This window comes from Corynebacterium sp. 32222D000AT, from assembly GCF_053546955.1.
In genome coordinates, this window is sequence record NZ_JBPPVW010000003.1 from 179,116 (window position 1) to 197,662 (window position 18,547).

At 65.7% G+C, this 18,547-nt stretch carries 15 protein-coding genes; 8 read left to right on the forward strand and 7 right to left on the reverse strand.

Annotated elements, in window-relative coordinates; genetic code table 11:
* The first annotated feature begins 286 nt into the window (after positions 1 to 286).
* The 5 genes from ACEE23_RS02980 to ACEE23_RS03000 all read left to right on the forward strand — a co-directional run bounded on the left by ACEE23_RS02980 (position 287) and on the right by ACEE23_RS03000 (position 7,920).
* Positions 287 to 1,471: a sensor histidine kinase gene (locus ACEE23_RS02980; RefSeq protein ID WP_368519954.1), complete on the forward strand. Its 1,185-nt coding sequence runs from the start codon at positions 287 to 289 to the stop codon at positions 1,469 to 1,471.
* A 96-nt stretch (positions 1,472 to 1,567) separates the two neighbouring features.
* The gene (locus ACEE23_RS02985) at positions 1,568 to 1,732 is read left to right on the forward strand and encodes a hypothetical protein (protein WP_168166941.1); all 165 of its coding nucleotides are present in this window, start codon (positions 1,568 to 1,570) and stop codon (positions 1,730 to 1,732) included.
* Positions 1,717 to 2,385, forward strand: coding sequence for a response regulator (locus ACEE23_RS02990; RefSeq protein ID WP_368519955.1), 669 nt, complete (start codon positions 1,717 to 1,719; stop codon positions 2,383 to 2,385). Before ACEE23_RS02985 ends, ACEE23_RS02990 begins: the two co-directional genes overlap by 16 nt.
* Before the next feature lie 650 nt (positions 2,386 to 3,035).
* On the forward strand, positions 3,036 to 6,500 hold the full coding sequence (locus ACEE23_RS02995) for a proline dehydrogenase family protein (protein ID WP_448872158.1): 3,465 nt from the start codon (positions 3,036 to 3,038) through the stop codon (positions 6,498 to 6,500).
* A 52-nt stretch (positions 6,501 to 6,552) separates the two neighbouring features.
* Complete coding sequence (locus ACEE23_RS03000) at positions 6,553 to 7,920, forward strand: AI-2E family transporter (RefSeq protein ID WP_368519957.1); 1,368 nt, start codon at positions 6,553 to 6,555, stop codon at positions 7,918 to 7,920.
* Positions 7,921 to 8,010: 90 nt separating this feature from the next.
* On the opposite strand, the gene ACEE23_RS03005 is transcribed toward ACEE23_RS03000, so the two are convergent.
* The 4 genes from ACEE23_RS03005 to ACEE23_RS03020 form a co-directional block, all read right to left on the reverse strand.
* The gene (locus ACEE23_RS03005; RefSeq protein ID WP_368519958.1) at positions 8,011 to 8,604 is read right to left on the reverse strand and encodes a nucleosidase; all 594 of its coding nucleotides are present in this window, start codon (positions 8,602 to 8,604) and stop codon (positions 8,011 to 8,013) included.
* A gap of 87 nt (positions 8,605 to 8,691) precedes the next feature.
* Entirely contained in the window at positions 8,692 to 9,507 is an 816-nt protein-coding gene (locus ACEE23_RS03010) for an arylamine N-acetyltransferase family protein (RefSeq protein WP_368519959.1), read from the reverse strand.
* A complete protein-coding gene (locus tag ACEE23_RS03015) occupies positions 9,507 to 10,508 on the reverse strand; it encodes an amidohydrolase family protein (RefSeq protein ID WP_368521295.1) in 1,002 nt (333 codons plus the stop codon). Before ACEE23_RS03015 ends, ACEE23_RS03010 begins: the two co-directional genes overlap by 1 nt.
* A gap of 33 nt (positions 10,509 to 10,541) precedes the next feature.
* Positions 10,542 to 11,951 (reverse strand): MFS transporter, encoded by a 1,410-nt coding sequence (locus tag ACEE23_RS03020; protein WP_448872155.1) that lies wholly within the window; start codon positions 11,949 to 11,951, stop codon positions 10,542 to 10,544.
* Positions 11,952 to 12,189: 238 nt separating this feature from the next.
* Between ACEE23_RS03020 and ACEE23_RS03025 the strand changes: the two genes are divergently transcribed.
* On the forward strand, positions 12,190 to 13,077 hold the full coding sequence (locus ACEE23_RS03025; RefSeq protein ID WP_368519961.1) for an Lrp/AsnC family transcriptional regulator: 888 nt from the start codon (positions 12,190 to 12,192) through the stop codon (positions 13,075 to 13,077).
* Positions 13,078 to 13,095: 18 nt separating this feature from the next.
* On the opposite strand, the gene ACEE23_RS03030 is transcribed toward ACEE23_RS03025, so the two are convergent.
* The 3 genes from ACEE23_RS03030 to ACEE23_RS03040 are packed head-to-tail and all read right to left on the reverse strand — an operon-like array spanning position 13,096 to position 16,075.
* A complete protein-coding gene (locus ACEE23_RS03030) occupies positions 13,096 to 14,391 on the reverse strand; it encodes a sulfate adenylyltransferase subunit 1 (protein WP_368521296.1) in 1,296 nt (431 codons plus the stop codon).
* Positions 14,391 to 15,290 carry a sulfate adenylyltransferase subunit CysD gene (gene cysD, locus ACEE23_RS03035; RefSeq protein WP_368519963.1) on the reverse strand — a complete coding sequence of 300 codons (900 nt, stop codon included), beginning with the start codon at positions 15,288 to 15,290 and terminating at the stop codon, positions 14,391 to 14,393. Before cysD ends, ACEE23_RS03030 begins: the two co-directional genes overlap by 1 nt.
* Positions 15,290 to 16,075 carry a phosphoadenylyl-sulfate reductase gene (locus ACEE23_RS03040; RefSeq protein ID WP_448872152.1) on the reverse strand — a complete coding sequence of 262 codons (786 nt, stop codon included), beginning with the start codon at positions 16,073 to 16,075 and terminating at the stop codon, positions 15,290 to 15,292. The genes cysD and ACEE23_RS03040 overlap by 1 nt, the downstream gene beginning before the upstream one ends.
* A 201-nt stretch (positions 16,076 to 16,276) precedes the next feature.
* On the opposite strand from ACEE23_RS03040, the gene ACEE23_RS03045 reads away from it, so the two are divergent.
* Both ACEE23_RS03045 and ACEE23_RS03050 read left to right on the forward strand, forming a co-directional pair.
* The gene (locus ACEE23_RS03045; protein ID WP_368519965.1) at positions 16,277 to 16,696 is read left to right on the forward strand and encodes a methylenetetrahydrofolate--tRNA-(uracil-5-)-methyltransferase; all 420 of its coding nucleotides are present in this window, start codon (positions 16,277 to 16,279) and stop codon (positions 16,694 to 16,696) included.
* Between the two features lie 126 nt (positions 16,697 to 16,822).
* A complete protein-coding gene (locus ACEE23_RS03050; RefSeq protein WP_448872150.1) occupies positions 16,823 to 18,544 on the forward strand; it encodes an ABC transporter ATP-binding protein in 1,722 nt (573 codons plus the stop codon).
* Positions 18,545 to 18,547 lie beyond the last annotated feature (3 nt).

The following is an 18,547-nucleotide window of genomic DNA, read 5'->3' on the forward strand; positions in this document are numbered from 1 at the left end:
ACTCTTTCACTGAACTTCCCCCGCCGCCCGAGTTCGCGCCGCTCCCAAAAAGAGCGTCGCATGGGACAGACTCGGACGGCGGGGGTTCCTCTATCTTCAGCCCGACCACAGCCCACCGGCACACCAGCGCTAACGATGCCACCCGGCCCGCACCGGCCGCTCCGCCCCACCGCCCCAGCTCGGCCCATCCGACTCCGCATAGCTCGGACGATTCCTTTACGGACTAACGTTGAATAAAGAACTTTCATCAAGACCGCACCTCGTTCCGCTCGCCAAAGGAGTCCGCATGTCGGCACTACGACCCCTGCCCGCCCTGCGCAAGCTCCGATCCGTCATGACGCTCGAGCGGGCCGCGATCGTCGTGGGCGCCTTTTGCCTGCTACTTACCCTGCTCGGTGCCGCCATGGAGCCGCCGGAACTCCAACTGGTCTCCGTAGTATTGGGAATCGCGCTGAGCTGCGCGACCGTAGGGGCCTACCGCTATCCGCTGGCTATGACGACACTCTTCCTCATCGTCTGGTTGACCGCCTCGCTCAGCACGCACAACACGTATCTCAGCTGTATCTTTATCGTCCCAGTCTTGGCCGCCATCGTGGCCTACCACGGACGGGTGTGGCTCACCGCGGGCGCTGGGCTCACGCTGTGGGTGGCCGGGCTCATCGATCCGGTCTCAGACCAGAGCACCGTCAACCTCCCTACGGCTGCTACCTGGGGTATGTACGTCAGCCTGGGCATCGTCATCGGCAGCGCCTACGGCCACTCGGCGCGGCGCTACAAAGCGGCCATGGTGGAATGGGACCGTGACGTCCGGAGGCGGCAGAACGATCTCGCCGAGATGCTGCATAATTCGGCCGTGTCCAGCATGACGGTCAACACCATGCAGCTGGAGGCCTTGAGCTTGGAATACGCCAAGGACCCCAAGCTGGCCGAGCGCCTCGATGAGCTCAGTGACTCCATGCGCGCGACCATGTCGGAGATCCGCGCCTTGACTAGCGTGCTGCGCAGCTCCAACGACGATCCCCAGTCGGTCCTCGGCATCGGCGACAAGACCGGCAAGAAGCCCACCACGTTCGCGAAGCTGCTGACCGAAGAAGCCTCCCGACTCCAGAAGCTGAACCGCCAGCCTAAGACGACGGTCCAGCTGGACGATTTCGATCCCAGCTTCAGCCAGGACGTCCTCGACGCGGTCGCCGCCATCGTCAACGAGGCGTGCATCAACGCCGTCAAATACTCCCCGCCCGGCGCGGACATCGACCTACTTGTCCGGCCTTATCTGGGATGGATCAGCCTGACGATTTCCAACCCGATCGCCACGTCCCGAGTCGCTGACAACGCCATGTCTTCGGGCATCGGCCAGGCGTCCATGCACCGGATCGCCACCACTATCGACGCCAAGCTCAGCAGCACGGAAAACGACGGCAACTGGGAAGTCACGTTGTCTCTTCCACCACATAGCTATACACGTCGATGATCTCACATAACCTTGGCGGCTATCATTGAGCTAAGTTATGCTAACGCTTGCTACCATCTCGAACACTCTCTAGAGACATCCCTGGAAAGGACCCCAATGAACGCTCTCGCAGGTTTCCTCGCACCTTTGCTCCTCTCTTCGCAGCTGATCGGCGGCGCCCCCGCCCTTAGCTCCCAGGACGCACCGGTTACCGTCGCCCCGTACGAGTCCGCCGCTGAAAAGGCCTTCGGCTGCCCGTCCCCGTTTTGCCCGGGTCGGTAATTAACCTCCTGGTCGTCGACGACGACCCGCTGGTACTCGAAGCGCTAGGACACTACTTCGCTAGCGCGGACGACATGAAGGTGGGCGCTACCGCCGAAAATGGAAAAGCCGCCCTTGCTCTGCTCGGGGAGCAAGATTTTGACGTCATCGTGGCAGATATTCACATGCCGGAAATGGACGGCACGACACTGCTGCGCAAGGTCGGGGAGATGGACAATCCCCCGGTCTTTATCGCGATGACCGCCATGGACAATGACGACACCCTGTTGGACGTCATGTCCCACAAGGCGGCCGCCTATATCCTAAAAAGCTCGAAGCCCGCCTATATTTTGGAAACGGTGCGCGAAGCCGTGAAGGGCGGCACGGTGGTCACGCCGCAGTCGCTGACCCGCCTGGTTGAGCACCTGCCGGAGCTACAGAACACCACCACTATGCGGCCGACGGCGGCGCTCGACAATCACGATGTTCCCCCGGCGCAGCTGCGGGTACTGGAGCTGCTGTGCGAGGGCCAGTCGAACGCGGAGATCGCGGCATCGACGGGCTATGCCGACGGCACGATTAAGAAATACATCTCTTACCTGCTGGCCGAATTCCAGGCCAAGTCTCGTCTTGATCTCGCCATCAAGGCGCTCAAAGCCGGCTACGGCCAGTAAAAGCTGCCCAGCCCCGCCCTACCCCCTAGGTCGGAACTTCCTGCGGAAACAAATCAACCTTTCTACCCCCATCGGGCATTTTCGCCTACCCACTAGCGTCAGTTGTGTGGGTTTCTTATAATGACCGCAATAGCAAGCAGCATTACACCCACCCGCTTGTGGTTGCTTAGGTCACAAGGGGAGTAGGGTGGCTGCACAACATAACGGCCGTTCCGCCCGGGGCGTCCGCAACCACGAGTCTTAGTCTTAGCTCTAGTGCCTGTGTGCTAGCTCCAGACCTAGTTCTATCTCTTTGTCCTCTAGCCAGGTAAGGAAGGTGAGCGTTGAACGTCTTTCTGGCGCGGATTCGCCGCGCGAGTGACCGGCCTCCCGTATAGATAGCCGGCACACTCCGCCAAAAGATTGGTCCAACCTGCGGCACGCGCACCCGCGTGCACGGCAAGCGTATGGCTGCTTCCCCGCCAGAGACTTCTGCCCCAACCCTGTTGGGGCGACGTTTGGCGCGGCGGAAGCGTTAAACAACACTTTCCATTTCCACCCGGCCCGGGTAAGACCCGGGACGCTCGACTAACCCGCATGCCAGCTGGAGATAGCCGCAGCGGGCCACCATCACCGGCCCGGGTCTCACCGCACAAAGAGGTAGAACCACTATGACTTCTCCTGCCAACACCCGTTTGCCCGAATCCGACGACGTCGAAGCCATCGTCGAATCCGCCGTCCGCCAGGCCCGCACCTGGCTCGCCGCTAGCGCCAACGAGAAAGACCAGGCCACCGAGCAGCTCGCGGACCTGCTGCGCGACACCGACGGTGTGAAGTTCACCATGGACTTCGTCGACCGCGTTATGCGCCCGGAAGACGACAAGGTCGCAGCTCACGCGCTGAAGAAGATTAACGAAAACTTCGATCCGGCCTTCCTCGGCAAGATCAACGCCTCCCTGATCGGCTTGGGAGGTTTCTTCGGACCGATCCTGCCGAACCTCGTGATGCCGCTGGCCCGCATGCGCATGCGCCAAATGGTCGGCCACCTGGTCGTCGACGCCGAGTCCGACGCCCTGAACAAGACCCTGGACAAGGCCACCGAGTCCGGCGAGCAGCTCAACCTGAACCTGCTGGGCGAGGCCGTCCTCGGCGAGGACGAGGCCCGCTCCCGTGCCGAGCGCACCCTGGCGCTTATCCGCAACCCACGCGTGACCTACGTGTCCGTGAAGGCCTCCTCCATCGTGGCCCAGCTCAACCCGTGGGACATCGACGGCTCCGTCGAGCGCCTCAAGGAGCGCCTGCGCCCCCTCTACGAGGAGGCCGCCAAGCGCAGCCCGAACGTCTTCATCAACCTGGACATGGAGGAGTACCACGACCTCCACCTGACCATCCGCCTGTTCAAGGAACTGCTCAGCGAGCCGGAGTTCAAGGAGCTGGAAACCGGCATCGTCCTGCAGGCCTACCTGCCGGACACCTTCGCCGCCCTGCAGGAGCTGGCCGAGTTCGCCAAGCAGCGCGTGGCCGAAGGCGGCGCCAAGATCAAGATCCGCCTGGTCAAGGGCGCCAACCTGTCCATGGAGCACGTCCAGGGCGAGGTCCACGGCTGGCCGGTCGCCCCCTACATCACCAAGCCGGAGGTCGACGCCAACTACTTCCGCCTGCTGGACTACATCCTGCGCGAAGAATTCGCTGACTCCGTCCGGATTGGTGTAGCCACCCACAACCTCTACACCGCCGCCCTGGCCGCGGAGCTGGGCAAGAAGCGCGGCGTGATGGACATGATGGATTCCGAGATGCTGCAGGGCATGTCCCCGGCCCAGCAGGAGGCCGTCCGCAAGGTCTTCGGCGGCCGCCAGATCCTCTACACCCCGGTCGTGCACATGGAAGACTTCGACGTCGCCGTGTCCTACCTGGTCCGCCGTCTGGAGGAGAACTCCGCCCCGCAGAACTTCCTCTACGCCCTGTTCGCCCCGGACGAGGCCCGCAGCGATCACCTGACCCCGCTGCAGGATCAGGAAGCCCGCTTCCGCCGCGCCGTGGAAGACCGCTGGGACACCTTCGCCGGCGCCCGCCGCCAGCAGGACCGCACCGCCGAGGAGGGCCAGGGCCGCCAGGCTCCGGTCACCGGCCGCTTCGTCAACGAGCCGGACACCGACCCGGCGCTGCAGGCCAACCGCGAGTGGGCCCTGAAGTGGCTGTCCACCGACCCGGGCGAGCACACCGTCACCCAGGTCACCGATCCGGCCGAGGTGGAAACCGCCGTGGCCAAGGCCAAGACCCTGGCCGAGGACTGGGGCTCCAAGACCGGCCACGAGCGCGCTGAGGTCCTGGAGACCATCGGCGACCGCCTGGCCGATTACCGCGGCCGCCTGGTCAGCGTCATGGCTCACGAGGCCAACAAGACCGTGACGCAGTCCGACCCGGAGGTCTCCGAGGCCATCGACTTCGCCACCTACTACGCGCACTCCGCGCGCCTGCTGGACGAGGCCCGCTCCAAGTTCACCCCGAACCGCGTGACCGTGGTGACCCCGCCGTGGAACTTCCCCGTGGCCATCCCGGTCGGCGGTGTGCTGTCCTCCCTGGCGGCGGGCTCCACCGTCATCATCAAGCCGGCCCCGCAGGTGGTTCACTGTGCCCAGGTGGCCGTGGAGGCCATCCACGCCGGCCTGAAGGAGCATGGCCTGGACACCGACCTGGTCCAGCTGGTCTACACCGATGAAAGCGAAGCCGGCAAGACGCTCATCTCCCACGCGGACGTCGACGCCGTCATCCTGACCGGCGCTTCCGACACCGGTGCGCTCTTCCGCTCCTGGCGCCCGGACATGAACCTGATGGCGGAGACCTCCGGCAAGAACGCTCTCATCATCACCCCGGCCGCCGACCCGGATCTGGCCATCCAGGACCTGTACCTGTCCGCCTTCGGCCATTCCGGCCAGAAGTGCTCCGCCGCCTCCCTGGTGATCTTCGTCGGCGCCGCCGGCACCTCGGAGCGCCTGCGCAACCAGCTGCTGGACTCCGTGCGCACGCTCATCCCGGGCCCGGGCTACGAGGTCAAGACCACCATGAACGGCCTGGCTGAGCCGCCGAGCGAGAAGCTCTACCGCGGCCTGACCCAGCTGGAGCCGGGCGAGAAGTGGCTCATCAAGCCGGAAAAGCTCAACGAGGAGGGAACCCTGTGGTCCCCGGGCATCCGCGACGGCGTCCAGCCGGGCTCCTGGTACCACCTCAACGAGTGCTTCGGCCCGGTGCTGGGCATCATGCACGCCGAGACCCTGGAGGAGGCCATCGAGTGGCAGAACTCCACCGGCTACGGCCTGACCGGCGGCATCCACTCCCTGGATGACGAGGAGATCGACTACTGGATCGACCACGTCGAGGTCGGCAACGCCTACGTCAACCGCGGCATCACCGGCGCTATCGTCCAGCGCCAGTCCTTCGGCGGCTGGAAGAAGTCCGTCATGGGCCCGGGTGCCAAGGCCGGCGGCCCGAATTACGTGCCGCAGATGGGCACCTGGGAGGACGGCGAGCTGCGCGCCCGCGACGTGGACATCAAGGCCAACATCGCCGGCGAGCTGCGCCAGTGGACCGACCGCCTGGACTCCGTGCTGGACGAGGGCGACGCCGCCTGGCTGTTGCGCGCCGCGGAGCTGGACCAGCTGGCCTGGCAGGAAGAGTTCGGTCGCAACCACGACCGCACGGCCCTGATCTCGGAGGCCAATATCTTCCGCTACCGCCCACTGCTGTCGGCCCTGTCCGTCCGCGTCGGCGAGGGCTACAAGGTCCGCGACGTGGCCCGCCAGCTGCTGGCCACCGCCATCACCGGCACCCCGATCGACATCTCGGCCCCGGCGAATATCGCCGCGGACCTGCGCGACATGGGCTTCCGCGCCCGCACCGCCAGCGCCGAGGAGTTCGCCAACGAGGTCGCCGAGATGTCCTCGGCTCGCATCCGCGCCCTCGGTGCGGTGGAGCAGCCGGTCCAGGAGGCCGCGGTCAAGTCCAACTCGGTCGTCCTCGACCAGCCGGTCCTGGCCGACGGCCGCCGCGAGCTGCTGCCGTACCTGCTGGAGCAGGCCGTCTCCGTGACCATGCACCGCTTCGGCATCATCCGCGAAATCGGCGATATCCGCCGCTAGGGGCGGTACCAGCGTTTCCGCGGCCGCCGCTTGTATGGCATAGTTGGTTCCTATGGATAGCCAGCATGACGATATAAGCACCGGACAGGCGTCCGCCTCCCGCCAGGCGGACGCCCAACCGGCCAAGGAAAACGCTGAACAGGACGCTAAGAAGGACCAGACCACCACCCTGGTCAGCCAGGACGACCACGGCCTGGGCCGGGAGACCGCGCGCGATACGCCCGGCGACCCGGACAAGAAGGCCCAGGTCCTGCGCGCGGACTTGAAGTCCGCCTCGCTCACCTCGCTGCAGCTCATCGCTGTCATCGCGGGCGTGGCCGTGGTCGGCTACCTCCTGCGCTTTATCTGGGTCGGGCTCCTGCCGGTCATCCTGGCCATCCTGGTCAGCACCGTGCTCTTTCCCATCACGGCCTGGCTGCGCCACCACAAATTCCCGCGCGCTCTCGCCGCGGTGACCACTTTGCTGGCATTCTTGCTCATCTTCGTCGGCATCTTCTCCGCGATGGCCCCGGTGGTCTCCAACCAGGGCGCGACCCTGGTCAGCCAGGCCGAAAGCGGCATCAATGAGCTGGGCCGCCTGGTCGAAGAATCCCCCATCAACGTCGACGGGCAGCAGCTCGAATCCGTCATGGAAGACGCGGTCAACTTCCTCAAGGGCCAGGCCAGCAACATCGCCACCGGCGTGATGACCGGTGTCTCCGCGGCCAGCTCCATCCTGGTGGCCTTTGTCATCATGCTCTTCGTGACGTTCTTCATCATCAAGGACGGCGACAAGTTCCTGCCGTGGCTGCGCAAGTACACCGGCTCCGCCGCCGGCTGGCACATCACGGAGCTGGGCTCCCGCATCTGGGCCACCCTGGCCGGGTTCATCCAGGCGCAGGCCGCCGTGGCCTTCGTGGACGCCGCGCTCATCGGCCTAGGCCTGTGGGCCCTGCAGGTGCCGCTGGCCTTCGTCATCGCCGTGGTAACCTTCTTCGCCAGCTTCATCCCGATCATCGGTGCGGTGACCGCCGGCGCCCTGGCCGTCATCATCGCGCTGGTCTCCAACGGCCTGACCAACGCCCTGCTGGCGCTGGCGCTTATCGTCATCGTGCAGCAGGTCGAGGGCAACCTGCTGCAGCCGCTGCTGCAGTCCAAGGCCATGGGCCTGCACGCCGCCGTCGTCCTGCTGTCGGTGACCATCGGTTCTACCCTCTCCGGCATCATCGGCGCCTTCCTGGCCGTGCCGGTGGCCGCGACCATCACCGTCATGCTGCGCTACTACGCCGAGATGACCGGCCTGCGCTCCGGCGAGATCGCCCCGGACGAGCTGGACATCTCCACCGGCGAGAAGCAAAAGGATAAAGACTCCGACAGCGACGCCCCCACCCCGCGCCAGAAGGTCGCCGAGCTCTTCCAGTCCATGAGTCCACAGCGCTAAGCACCTGGCCGCCCCAGCCCAGCTGCGCGCGCACTAATACCCGGGTCGGTTTAGACCGGCCCGGGCATTGTTGTGTTTTAGGCGGCTAGGCTAGCGCGGCAGCAGGCCCAAGTCGGTGACGGCGGACATCAGCTGGCGGGCGCCGCGGTCCAGCACGCCGGCCCAGGTGCCCACGGAGGACTCGTCGGCCGGGTCGGAGACCTGCTTGAGCAGGGTGCAGGGCACCTCGAAGCGCTGGCAGACCGCGGCCACGGAGTAGCCCTCCATGTCACACAGCGCGGACTCCTGGGCCAGGCGGTTGCGGGTCTGGGTATCAGAGACGAATAGGTCGCCGGTGGCCAGCGAACGCACCGGCAGGCGCCCGGAGGTAGGCAGCTCAATGCGCTCGGGCAAAAGGTACTTGCCGAGGTCGGACAGGACCTCCAGCTTGAAATCATGCTTGGTAACCGCGTCCACCTCGAAGACGCCGGCCAGGCCGTCGTGTAGGGCGCCGGCGGTGCCGATATTGACCACCCGGGAGGGCATCTCGTCACGCAGGCGGGCCTCGGTCAGAACCTCCGTCAGGGAGATTGCGGCCGGCAGCGTCCCAATGCCGGTAATCAGCAGTGCGGCGTCGTCAGGGACGTGCGCCGCTTCAGCGTCGACGGCAGCCACAAACAGCGGTTTATCAGCAATGCATCTCATACTTTCGATCTTACTTGGACGCCAAGTGACTTAGCACGGCGGCTCGGGTTTAGCCCGCATCCGCGCCTCCACAATCACGCCGCGGCCTCAGCCCTGGTGGGCGAATTGCCACAGGGTGGCTGCCTGGTGCGGATCCACGTCGATGTCGAAATGCTGCTGCAGCGCGCCGCGCAGATCCTCTGGGTCGCTCAGCTCTCGGGTCTCCTGCGCGGTTTTCAGCTTGGCATTGAAGATGGACTCGGTGCCCTCGCCGCGGCGCACCACGACGAGGTTCCCGGTAAACATCTCGCCCTCCCGGGTGGCCGCATACCAGCAGGCCATGTCCAGATCCGCCGGCTTAGGGTGCCAGTTGCAGATCCCGTAGACGTCCTTGTAGCCCGTGGGATGTTTCTCGGAGACCTCGGTGCGTGACTGCAGGATGTAGTCGACCGCGCGCGGGTCGTCGTCGGCCGCGGGCACTAGGCGGAAGCCGGCGCGTTCCGTGCCGTCGAAGGGAACCGCCACGGTGGGCGTTCCCCCGCCGAAGCCGGGATCGATGAGGTAGCGCTCCCCACCAAAATGCGCGATATTGCCGCAGTGGGTGGCCGCGCCCGGCTCCTGGCTGCCGCTGAGCAGCACCCGGGCCAGGAAGCGGTGGTGGTTTACTCCTAGCTCGTCCAAGGCCTGGTGGATGATTTCCGCGTGCTCGAAGCAGAAGCCGCCGCGGCCCTGATCCAGTAGCTTGCGGCGCACGTCGGCGGGCTTAATACTCACCCCGCGGCCCAAGGCCACGTCCACGTTGTCGAAGGCAATCGTCTTGGTGTGGCGGTCTACGACCTCGTCGAAGAAGGCGACGCCGTGGTCCGCTGCGGCATCGACAAGCGCCGCCGGACCTCCGATCCGATCGCGGTAGTTTTCCAGCATTATTCCTCCTCACTCTGGCCCGTCCGGGCGCTATCCGCGAGCTTAAGCAGGTTTGCGGCGTTGGACCACAGAATCTGTTCCTTTTCCTCCTCGCTGAAGCGGGAGTTACGCACGTAGTCGAAGGCGCGGACGTATTTTTCCTGCTGGAAATACGGGAAATCGGAGCCGCCCATCAGCTGCGAGAGTCCGAAGGTTTCCGCGGCGAGCGCTAGCGAGGGCTCGTGGAAGTTGGCGGCGTCGAAATAGAACTGCCGCAAGGTCGCGTTCGGCGATGCCGGGAACGCGTCCCAGTCCTCGTAGTTGTCCTCAATCCGCTGCGCCAGCATAGGCAGGTCGCCGCCCAGATGCGCAACGTGGAACGTAATCTTCGGGAAGCGGCGGGGGATATCGGCTTTCAGCAGCTCCAACGTGGCGGTGGCGTCCTCGACCGGTGCGCCGTTCACCCACTCCAGGTGCTGATCAAGCAGCCACTTCGAGTTCACGCCGCAGCCGGTCGGGTGGATATTGACCACCGCGCCCTTTTCGTTGAGGAAGTCCCAGACTGGGTCGAGGTAGCTTTCCGACAGGTAAGGACGCTGCGCCAGCAGGGTCGGCAGCCCGATGCCGCAGAACTGGCCGGAGCTTTCAATCCACTCCAGTTCCTTTAAGGTCGCGTCGACGTGCGGGAGTGGCAGGGCCGCGTAGTTATAGAAGCGGCCCGGGTACTGGTCCGCGATGTCGATATAGCGCTGATTAATCATGCGCGCGGCATAAGCGGCGTGTTCGGCTTCGGGCAGCGCGGGGCTTTGCGGAGTCACCGCGAGCACCTGGGCCTTGACCCCGGCTTTATCCATCCATTCGATCCGCGCCTGCATGTCCTCGCTACCGGAATCAGCGCCCATGCCCTTGGCGATCTCGGTGCTGCCTTCCGGGGCGCCGTGCGCGCCGAGGTAATCCAGGTAATCGTCCGGGTAGACGTGCGCGTGCGTATCGATGGCGTCGAGAACTCGTTCGTGCTGCATCAACTTCCGTCCTAACTGTCGGTGTTTATTGGCCTATTCCTGCCCACGAGCGCCGCGGGGAGTGCGCGCTGCGGCGGCGAAGGCAACTGCGGCTGCCCCCAAGACTATGCCGATTACTGCGAGCAGGTTGAGGGCGGCTGCGCTCGGGCTGTGTTCTGCCATGAGCGCGGCGGTGACGGCGGAGACCAGCGCGGAGGAAATCGACATGCCGATGGAGCGCATCAGGGCGTTCAAGGCGTTAGCCGAGCCGATCTCCGCCGCCCGGACATGATCGACCAGCATCATCGGCAGGCCGGCGTAGCCGATGCCCACGCCGATGGAAATCACGGTCGCCCAGACAAGGATCCACCCGCCGTTGAAGTCAATAACCAGGCGGCAGAGGTAGCCCAGCGCGGTGATGACGGAACCGATGGTGATGACCATCCGCGCCCCCAGCGCCTGCGCGAGCCGGGCGCTGACCGGGGCGACGAGCAACATGGCGGCGGCGGACGGCAGCATCACGAGGCCGGCCGCGGCGGCGCTCCACTCGTGCCCGCCCTCCGTAGTGGGGTTCTGCAGCTCCAGGGTGGTCAGCAGCAGGTTTGTGAACATGAGGATGCCCAGCAGGATCGAGGCGAGGTTGGTCAGCAGCACCGGCCGGTAGGTGGTAGTGCGCAGGTTGACCAGCGGGAACTCCTGGCGGACCTCCCAGCGGATCCAGGCGGCGAAGAACACCACCGCCAGGATGAAAAGGGCGACGGTCGGCAGGCTGGCCCAGCCCCACGCCGCGCCCTGGGAAAGCGCGGTCAAAAAGGCGCTCAGCCCCAGCGCCAGCCACACCGCACCGCCGTAGTCGAATCGGCCGGCCACGCCGCGGGAAGAGGGAACGAAAACCCCCACTGCCACGAAAGAAATGACCGATATGGCGGCGGCGATCCAGAACATGGACTGCCAGCCGAAGGAGTTAAAAAGCACTCCGCCCAGCGGGATGCCCACGCAGCCGCCGATGCCCAGGGTGGCGCTCAAGATGGCCAGGGCGGAGCCAATCTTTTCGCGTGGCAGGCTATAGCGCATCTCGGCCATCGCCACCGGGATGAGCGCCGAGCCGATGCCCTGCAGAGCACGACCAATGATGAGGGTCGCGATGTTGCCGAGCGGCGCGATGATGGAGCCCGCGACAACGGCCGCGATGGTCACCAGCATGACCGTCTTGCGCGAGTACATATCGGCCAGCCGGCCGATGATTGGGGTTGCCACGGCGCCGGCCAGCAGCGTCGCCGTGACCGCCCAGGACACCGCCGTGCCGGAGGTGCCGAGGATGCCCGGCAAGTTCGGGATCGCCGGAACGACGATCGACTGCAGCAGGGTGACCACGAGGCAAGAAAAGCCGGCGACGGCAATCAAGATCCCCGGCACCGCGCTGACCCCCGCCTGCGGCCTTTCCTGGTGCTTTTGTCCTTCCATAAGTCTGCTCCCATCCTTAGTGGCTCGATTGGGTTAAATGATCTGGAAGCGACACTAAGGAACCGGTGCATAAAGATGCTTATTAAGGCATAGTTTGAGCCATTTTTCTTTCATGCAGCATATATCCGTTACTTTTTCACTCGATGCTGCCTAGTTCCGCCACGGGAACCGGACTACGCTGGAAGCTACGGGGATAATCACCCCGAATGGCATCTGTACACACCTACGAGGAGCCGCCGTGCGCATATCCCCGTCCGCCCTGGACGACTTCGATCATCGCCTCTTATCTGCCCTGCGGCGCGCCCCCACCGCTTCTTTCGCGGACTTGGCGGCGCAGCTGGACTCGGCACCGCGGACCGTCGCGCGGCGCTACCACCGGCTCACCTCCAACGGGATTCTCAGGGTGGTGGGCCGAACCGCGGCAGCGTCGCCGGCCTCCATCGCCTGGTTGGCGCGGCTTTATGGCTCTCCCCAAGAATTGGAAAAGCTGGGGTCGCAGCTCGTGGAGCGCAAAAACACCCGGTGGATCCGTATGGCCATCCACCGCGGGGAGCTCATGTGCGGCTTCGCCACGCCCGCCCAGAGCAAGGAACCGCTCCTCGACCAGCTGCGGACCTCGCTACCCTTCGACCAGGTCGAGACTTTCCAGCTGCTGAAGATCTGGGGAATCCCGGTCGCGAACTCCGGCGCCTTCGCCGCCCTCGATGCCACCGATAAACGCATTCTCGCTGCTCTAGCCGTTAACGGTCGCGCCAGCTCCGTGGAGCTCGCCGAGGCCGCCCACGTGGATCAGGCAACCGCCTACCGGCGCCGGAAAAAGCTGGTGGAGTCCGGGATACTCTATTTCGAGGCGGACATCCCCCGCCAGGCCACCACCCATATCGCGGATGCCATGGCCTGGTTCAAAGTCGCCCCCGGGCACATCGCCGCGCTCGGCGATGCCCTCTCCGCCTCGGGCTCCACACAATTCGTAGCCGCCACGACAGGGCGCTTCCAGCTGGTGGCCAACCTCTGGGCCGACTCGCAGACGGAGCTTTTCAGCTTCCTCGACTCCCTGGCCGGGTTTCACATTGTGGACACCGAGCTCGTGCCGATGGGCCCCTCGTTTAAACAGGTGCCCTTCTGACCCGGGGACGCCGGCCGGCTAGCGCAGGCGCCGGCCCACGAAGCCGGCGGCCAGGGTGTTGCCGGTGCTCGGGTCCACCAGCAGGAAGTTGCCCACCGCGCCGCGGGCGGCGTAGTCCTCGACCGGCAGCTCGACCGGGGTCTGGACCACGACGTGCGCGATCTCGTTGAGGGTGACCGCCTCCGGATCTTCCTGGTCGGCCACGCCGTCTAAATCCAAGATGCGCTCGACCTGGGTGATGCGGGCCTTGACCACGGCGGTGCCGTAGCGCAGCTTGACCATCGGGCCGGGCTTTAGGTCCTTTTCCGTCAGCGCGACGACGGTGGCGGCGAACTCGCGGGTGGCCTCCGGCCGGTCGGTGCCGGCGATGAGGTCGCCGCGGGCCAGGTCCACGTCGTCAGCCAGGCGCAGCACGACCGATTCGCCGGCGCGGGTGGCCTCTACCTCCCCATCGGTGGTGTCGATGTGGGTGACGGTGCTGGTGCGGCCCTCCGGCAGGGTCACCGTGTCGCCGACGGCGATGGAACCCGCCTGCACGCGGCCGGCGTAGCCGCGGTAGTCGCTGGCGTGCTCGCGGATGACGTACTGGATGGGGAAACGGAAGTCCAGATCCTCGGCGCGGCCGCCGGCCACCGGCACGTCCTCGAGCGCCTGCAAGACGGTCGGGCCGGAGTACCAGTCCATCTGGGTGGAGGGCTCGACCACGTTGTCGCCCTTGAGCGCGGAGATCGGCACGACCTGGGTATCGGTCAGGCCCAAGCGTTCGGCCAGGGTGCCGAATTCTTCCTCGATGGCGCGGAAGGTCGCCTCGTCGTAGTCGACCAGGTCGATCTTGTTGACGGCCAGGATGACGTGGCGCACGCCCAGCAGGGCCGCGACGTTGGCGTGCCGGCGGGTTTGCTCGACCACACCGTGGCGGGCATCGATAAGCAGCACCACGACCTGGGAGGTCGACATGCCGGTGACGGTGTTGCGGGTGTACTGCACGTGGCCCGGGGTGTCCGCCAGAATGAAGGTGCGCTTGTCCGTGGCGAAGTAGCGGTAGGCCACGTCGATGGTAATGCCCTGCTCACGCTCGGCGCGCAGGCCGTCGACCAGCAGGGACAGGTCCATGCCGTCGAAGCCACGGTCGGCGCTGCTGCGCTCCATGGACTCCATCTGATCGGCCAGCACGGACTTGGTGTCGTGCAGCAGGCGGCCGACGAAGGTGGACTTGCCGTCGTCGACGGAACCGGCGGTGCACAGGCGCAGCGTCTCGCGCTCTTTGAGCTGATCCACTCCCTGGACCGGGGACGGGCTTTGGGTGGTAGGCATCAGAAATAGCCCTCCTTCTTGCGATCTTCCATGGCGGACTCGGATAGCTTGTCGTCCGCGCGGGTCGCGCCCCGCTCGGACAGGGTGGAAATGGAAATCTCGGCCAGCACCTCGTCCGGGGTGGAGGCGGTGGACTCAACAGCACCGGTGCAGGACATGTCGCCGACGGTGCGGTAGCGCACGGTCTTGGTCACCAGCTCCTCGCCCTCGGCCGGCCCGCCCCACTCGCCCGGGGCCAGCCACATGCCGTTGCGGTTGAACAGCTCGCGCTGGTGGGAGTAGTAGATATCCGGCAGCTGCAAACCGCGGGCGCCGATGTATTCCCAGATATCGGACTCGGTCCAGTTGGAGATGGGGAAAACGCGGATGTTCTCCCCGGCCATCTTGGCGCCGTTGTAGAGGTTCCACAGCTCCGGGCGCTGGCGGCGCGGGTCCCAGCCGCCGAAGGAGTCGCGCACGGAGAAGATGCGTTCCTTGGCGCGGGCGCGCTCCTCGTCGCGGCGCGCCCCGCCCAGCACGGCGTCGTAGCCGCGCTCGGCGATGGTCTCGACCAGCGGGACGGACTGCAGCGGGTTGCGGGTGCCGTCGGGGCGCTCCTGCAGGTCGCCGCGGTCGATCCAGTCCTGGACCTTGGCCACGTGCAGGCGGGCGCCGGATTCCTCGACCAGGCGGTCGCGGAACTCGATGACCTCCGGGAAGTTGTGCCCGGTGTCCACGTGAAGCAGCTCGAAGGGCACGGTGGCCGGGGCGAAGGCCCGGCGCGCCAGCTCGAAGACCACCACGGAGTCCTTGCCGCCGGAAAAGAGCAGCCCGACCTTGTCGAACTGGCCGGCTACCTCGCGCAGGATATGGAGGGATTCGTTTTCTAGATCTTTCAGGTGTGGGGAAAGTGCAGTCATTATTCGTGTAACCCGCATTCTGTCTTGCCGTCAGCGAATACTCGTCCCGAGCGGGCGTCGTCGCCCTCTGCCACGGGGAAGGTCAGGGGCGCGCACCCGATGGAGCGGTACCCCTGCAGGGTAAGGGGGTGGATGATGAGATCGTGGTCTCGGATGTAGGCGTCCGTGCCATCCAGGTCCCAGGTAATCATCGGCGAAATCTTGAGCCGGCCCGTGCGGTCCAGGCTGAGCGCCGGGGCCTCCGCGCGGTGCTCGGAGTCCGCCCGGCGCAGGCCGGTAATCCAGCCCACGTAGTCGTCCATCGCCATGTTCAGCGGCTCCACCTTGCGCATGCGGTTGTAGGAGGCCACGTCCCAGGAGTACATGCGCGGGCCGTAGATTTCGTCCTGCTCCTCCGGGGTCAGCAGGGGCCGGATGCGGCGCAGCGGCAGGTCCGGGTAGCGCTTTTCGACGGCGTCGGCGGTCTCCAGGGTCTCCGGGAAGTGGAAGCCGGTGTCGATGAAGAGCAGATCCCCGTCGAGCCCGGCCTGGTGGGCCAGCTCGGCGAGCACGGTGTTTTCCATGGACATGGTCACCGCCACGCGGCCCGGCGCGTGGTTCACGGTGAAGTCCATGATCTCTTCCGCGCTGGCGTTATACAGCTTGTCCGCCCAGCGCTCCACCAGCTCCTCGTTGGCGGCGGCTACCGCGGGCGACAACGGCGCGGTGTCCCGGGTTCCTTCCGGACTCTGGCTGGCGTCGCGATAATTCTTACCACCACCCAGCAAGTTCACGTTTGTTGTCATTATTTTAAGTGCGCTCCTTTGGGGTCAGTGCACCTTACTCTAGGTAATGCGGGCGGTTCGTGCAGCAGAAATTCCAGCTCCGGACGGCCGTGGGGGCGCTGTACTTGGGGAACGGGCAGAATATAATTGTCCCCATACTGAACCGCTCGGACTATATTTACAGACAGTACGGTCTAGACGAATTGCACTAAGGAGGTCATCATGCCTAGCGCCCTCGGCTCGCGCGTCGCTGTCATCGGCGACGGCCCCGCCGCGCTTTCCGCCACGGAACGACTCATCGGGGCCGGCATGTGTGTCGACCTCATCTCCTCCCGGCCCGCCCCCTTCGGGTTCCTGCGCCACTTCGCCGCCTCGGGCACGGCCACTGACGGCACGCCGCACCTGCGGCTTATCGGCAACGTGCGTGTGGGGGTCGACGGCGACATCACCCACCGCGAGCTGCACGCCCTGAGCAACCACCCCGACCCCGACCTGCTGGTCCTTGAGCTCCACGCCCGCGGCCTGGCGATTACCACCTGGGAGGGCTGCTTCCACCCCGCCGCGACGACCGCGGAACCCACGACGCCCACCGACTGGGACGCCGTCATCAACCGCGCCAGCCTGGCGCCGCTGTGCTTCTAGGATCCCCGGCTTTTAGACTCCCCACCGGCCCGGACCACTTGAGACATTAGCGCTGCACAGGCAGTAAATCCCCGGCGACTTGCACCCACCCAGTCGGGTGTCCCGCCTTAGGCTACTATTGCCTGCGTGGAACTTATCCGAATTATTATGAGCCGCTCGAAGCCCTACGTGGGCTTCGTCATCGCGGTGCTCGTGCTGCAGTCGGCCTCGACTGCGGCGACGCTCTATCTGCCCTCGCTGAACGCCAGCATCATCGATGAGGGCGTCTCCCGCGGCGACGTGCCCTTTATCTGGCGCACCGGCTCCATCATGCTGGGTGTGGCCTTAGTCCAGGTGCTCACCGCCGTCGCCGCGGTCTGGTTCGGCTCCCGCACCGCCATGGGGCTGGGCCGGGACCTGCGCCGGGAGGTCTTTGCGAAGGTCACCAGATTTTCCTCCGAGGACCTGCACCACTTCGGCACGCCGACGCTGATCACCCGGGCGACCAACGACGTGCAGCAGGTGCAGATGGTCTACCTGATGGCGCTCAACTTCATCATCACCGCGCCGATCATGTCCGTCGGCGGCGTCATCATGGCCATCCGCGAGGACGCCGGGCTGTCCTGGCTGGTCTGGGTCTCGGTGGGCGTGCTGCTGGTGGTCATCGGACTCCTGATCGCCAAGCTGGTGCCGCTGTTTGGCCGCATGCAGCTGCAGCTGGACGCGCTGAACGGCACGGTCCGCGAACAGATCGCCGGCATTCGCGTGGTGCGCGCCTTCGTGCGCGAGCGCTTCGAGACCGAGCGCTTTACCGAGGACAACCGCCGGCTGACCCAGCTGTCGCTGCGCATCGGCCAGCTCTTCGTGCTGATGTTTCCCATCATCACGGTCATCCTCAACGTCGCCACCGGTGCGGTGTTGTGGTTCGGCGGCCACCGCGTCGAGGCCGGCGACGTCGCCGTCGGCTCCCTGACCGCGTTCCTGCAGTACCTGCTGCAGATCCTCGCCGCGGTCATGATGGGCTCGTTCATGGCCGTGATGTTCCCCCGCGCGATGGTCTGCGCCCGGCGCATCACCCAGGTGCTGGCCCACTCGCCCAGCATCGACGAGCCGGCCACCCCGCAGGACCCGCCGGCCGCGGGTTCCGGCTGCACCGTCGAGATGCGCAACGTGAGCTTTAGCTACGCCGGCGCCGAGGAGCCCGTGCTCAGCGACATCAGCTTCACCGCGCACCCCGGCCGCACGACCGCGATCATCGGCTCGACCGGCGCGGGCAAGACCACGCTGCTCTCGCTCATCCCGCGGCTCTACCTGCCGGCTTCCGGACAAGTGCTCATCGACGGCGCGGACGCCGCGCTGATGTCGCAGGCCGCCCTGGTCGAGCGCGTCAGCATGGTCCCGCAGAAGCCCTACCTGTTCAGCGGCACTGTGGCCAGCAACCTGCGGATGGGCGACCCGGAAGCTAGCGATGCCGACCTGTGGGACGCCCTGCGCATCGCCCAGGCCGACTTCGTCGACGACCTCGACATGCCGATCGCCCAGGGCGGCACGAACGTCTCCGGCGGCCAGCGCCAGCGCCTGTGCATCGCCCGCATGCTGGTCGCCCGCCCCAAGGTCTATCTCTTCGATGATTCCTTCTCGGCCCTGGACGTGCTCACCGATGCCCGCGTGCGCGAGGCCATGCAGGAACGCACGCGGGAGGCGACCACCATCATCGTCGCCCAGCGCGTGGCCTTCATCCAGGACGCGGACCAGATCCTCGTGCTCGAGGCCGGGCGGATCGTCGCCCGCGGCACCCACGAAGAATTGCTCACCACCTCCCCGACGTACCAAGAAATCGTCGAATCCCAAGAGACTGCGAGGGCCTAAACC

Excerpts from the sequence above, each read along its gene's own strand:
- ACEE23_RS03040 (WP_448872152.1), bottom strand. The coding sequence starts at position 16,075 with ATGACAACAAACGTGAACTTGCTGGGTGGTGGTAAGAATTATCGCGAC.
- ACEE23_RS03000 (WP_368519957.1), top strand. The coding sequence starts at position 6,553 with ATGGATAGCCAGCATGACGATATAAGCACCGGACAGGCGTCCGCCTCC.
- ACEE23_RS03020 (WP_448872155.1), bottom strand. The coding sequence starts at position 11,951 with ATGGAAGGACAAAAGCACCAGGAAAGGCCGCAGGCGGGGGTCAGCGCG.
- cysD (WP_368519963.1), bottom strand. The coding sequence starts at position 15,290 with ATGACTGCACTTTCCCCACACCTGAAAGATCTAGAAAACGAATCCCTC.
- ACEE23_RS03005 (WP_368519958.1), bottom strand. The coding sequence starts at position 8,604 with ATGAGATGCATTGCTGATAAACCGCTGTTTGTGGCTGCCGTCGACGCT.
- ACEE23_RS03030 (WP_368521296.1), bottom strand. The coding sequence starts at position 14,391 with ATGCCTACCACCCAAAGCCCGTCCCCGGTCCAGGGAGTGGATCAGCTC.
- ACEE23_RS02995 (WP_448872158.1), top strand. The coding sequence starts at position 3,036 with ATGACTTCTCCTGCCAACACCCGTTTGCCCGAATCCGACGACGTCGAA.
- ACEE23_RS03015 (WP_368521295.1), bottom strand. The coding sequence starts at position 10,508 with ATGCAGCACGAACGAGTTCTCGACGCCATCGATACGCACGCGCACGTC.
- ACEE23_RS02980 (WP_368519954.1), top strand. The coding sequence starts at position 287 with ATGTCGGCACTACGACCCCTGCCCGCCCTGCGCAAGCTCCGATCCGTC.
- ACEE23_RS03010 (WP_368519959.1), bottom strand. The coding sequence starts at position 9,507 with ATGCTGGAAAACTACCGCGATCGGATCGGAGGTCCGGCGGCGCTTGTC.
- ACEE23_RS02985 (WP_168166941.1), top strand. The coding sequence starts at position 1,568 with ATGAACGCTCTCGCAGGTTTCCTCGCACCTTTGCTCCTCTCTTCGCAG.
- ACEE23_RS03045 (WP_368519965.1), top strand. The coding sequence starts at position 16,277 with ATGCCTAGCGCCCTCGGCTCGCGCGTCGCTGTCATCGGCGACGGCCCC.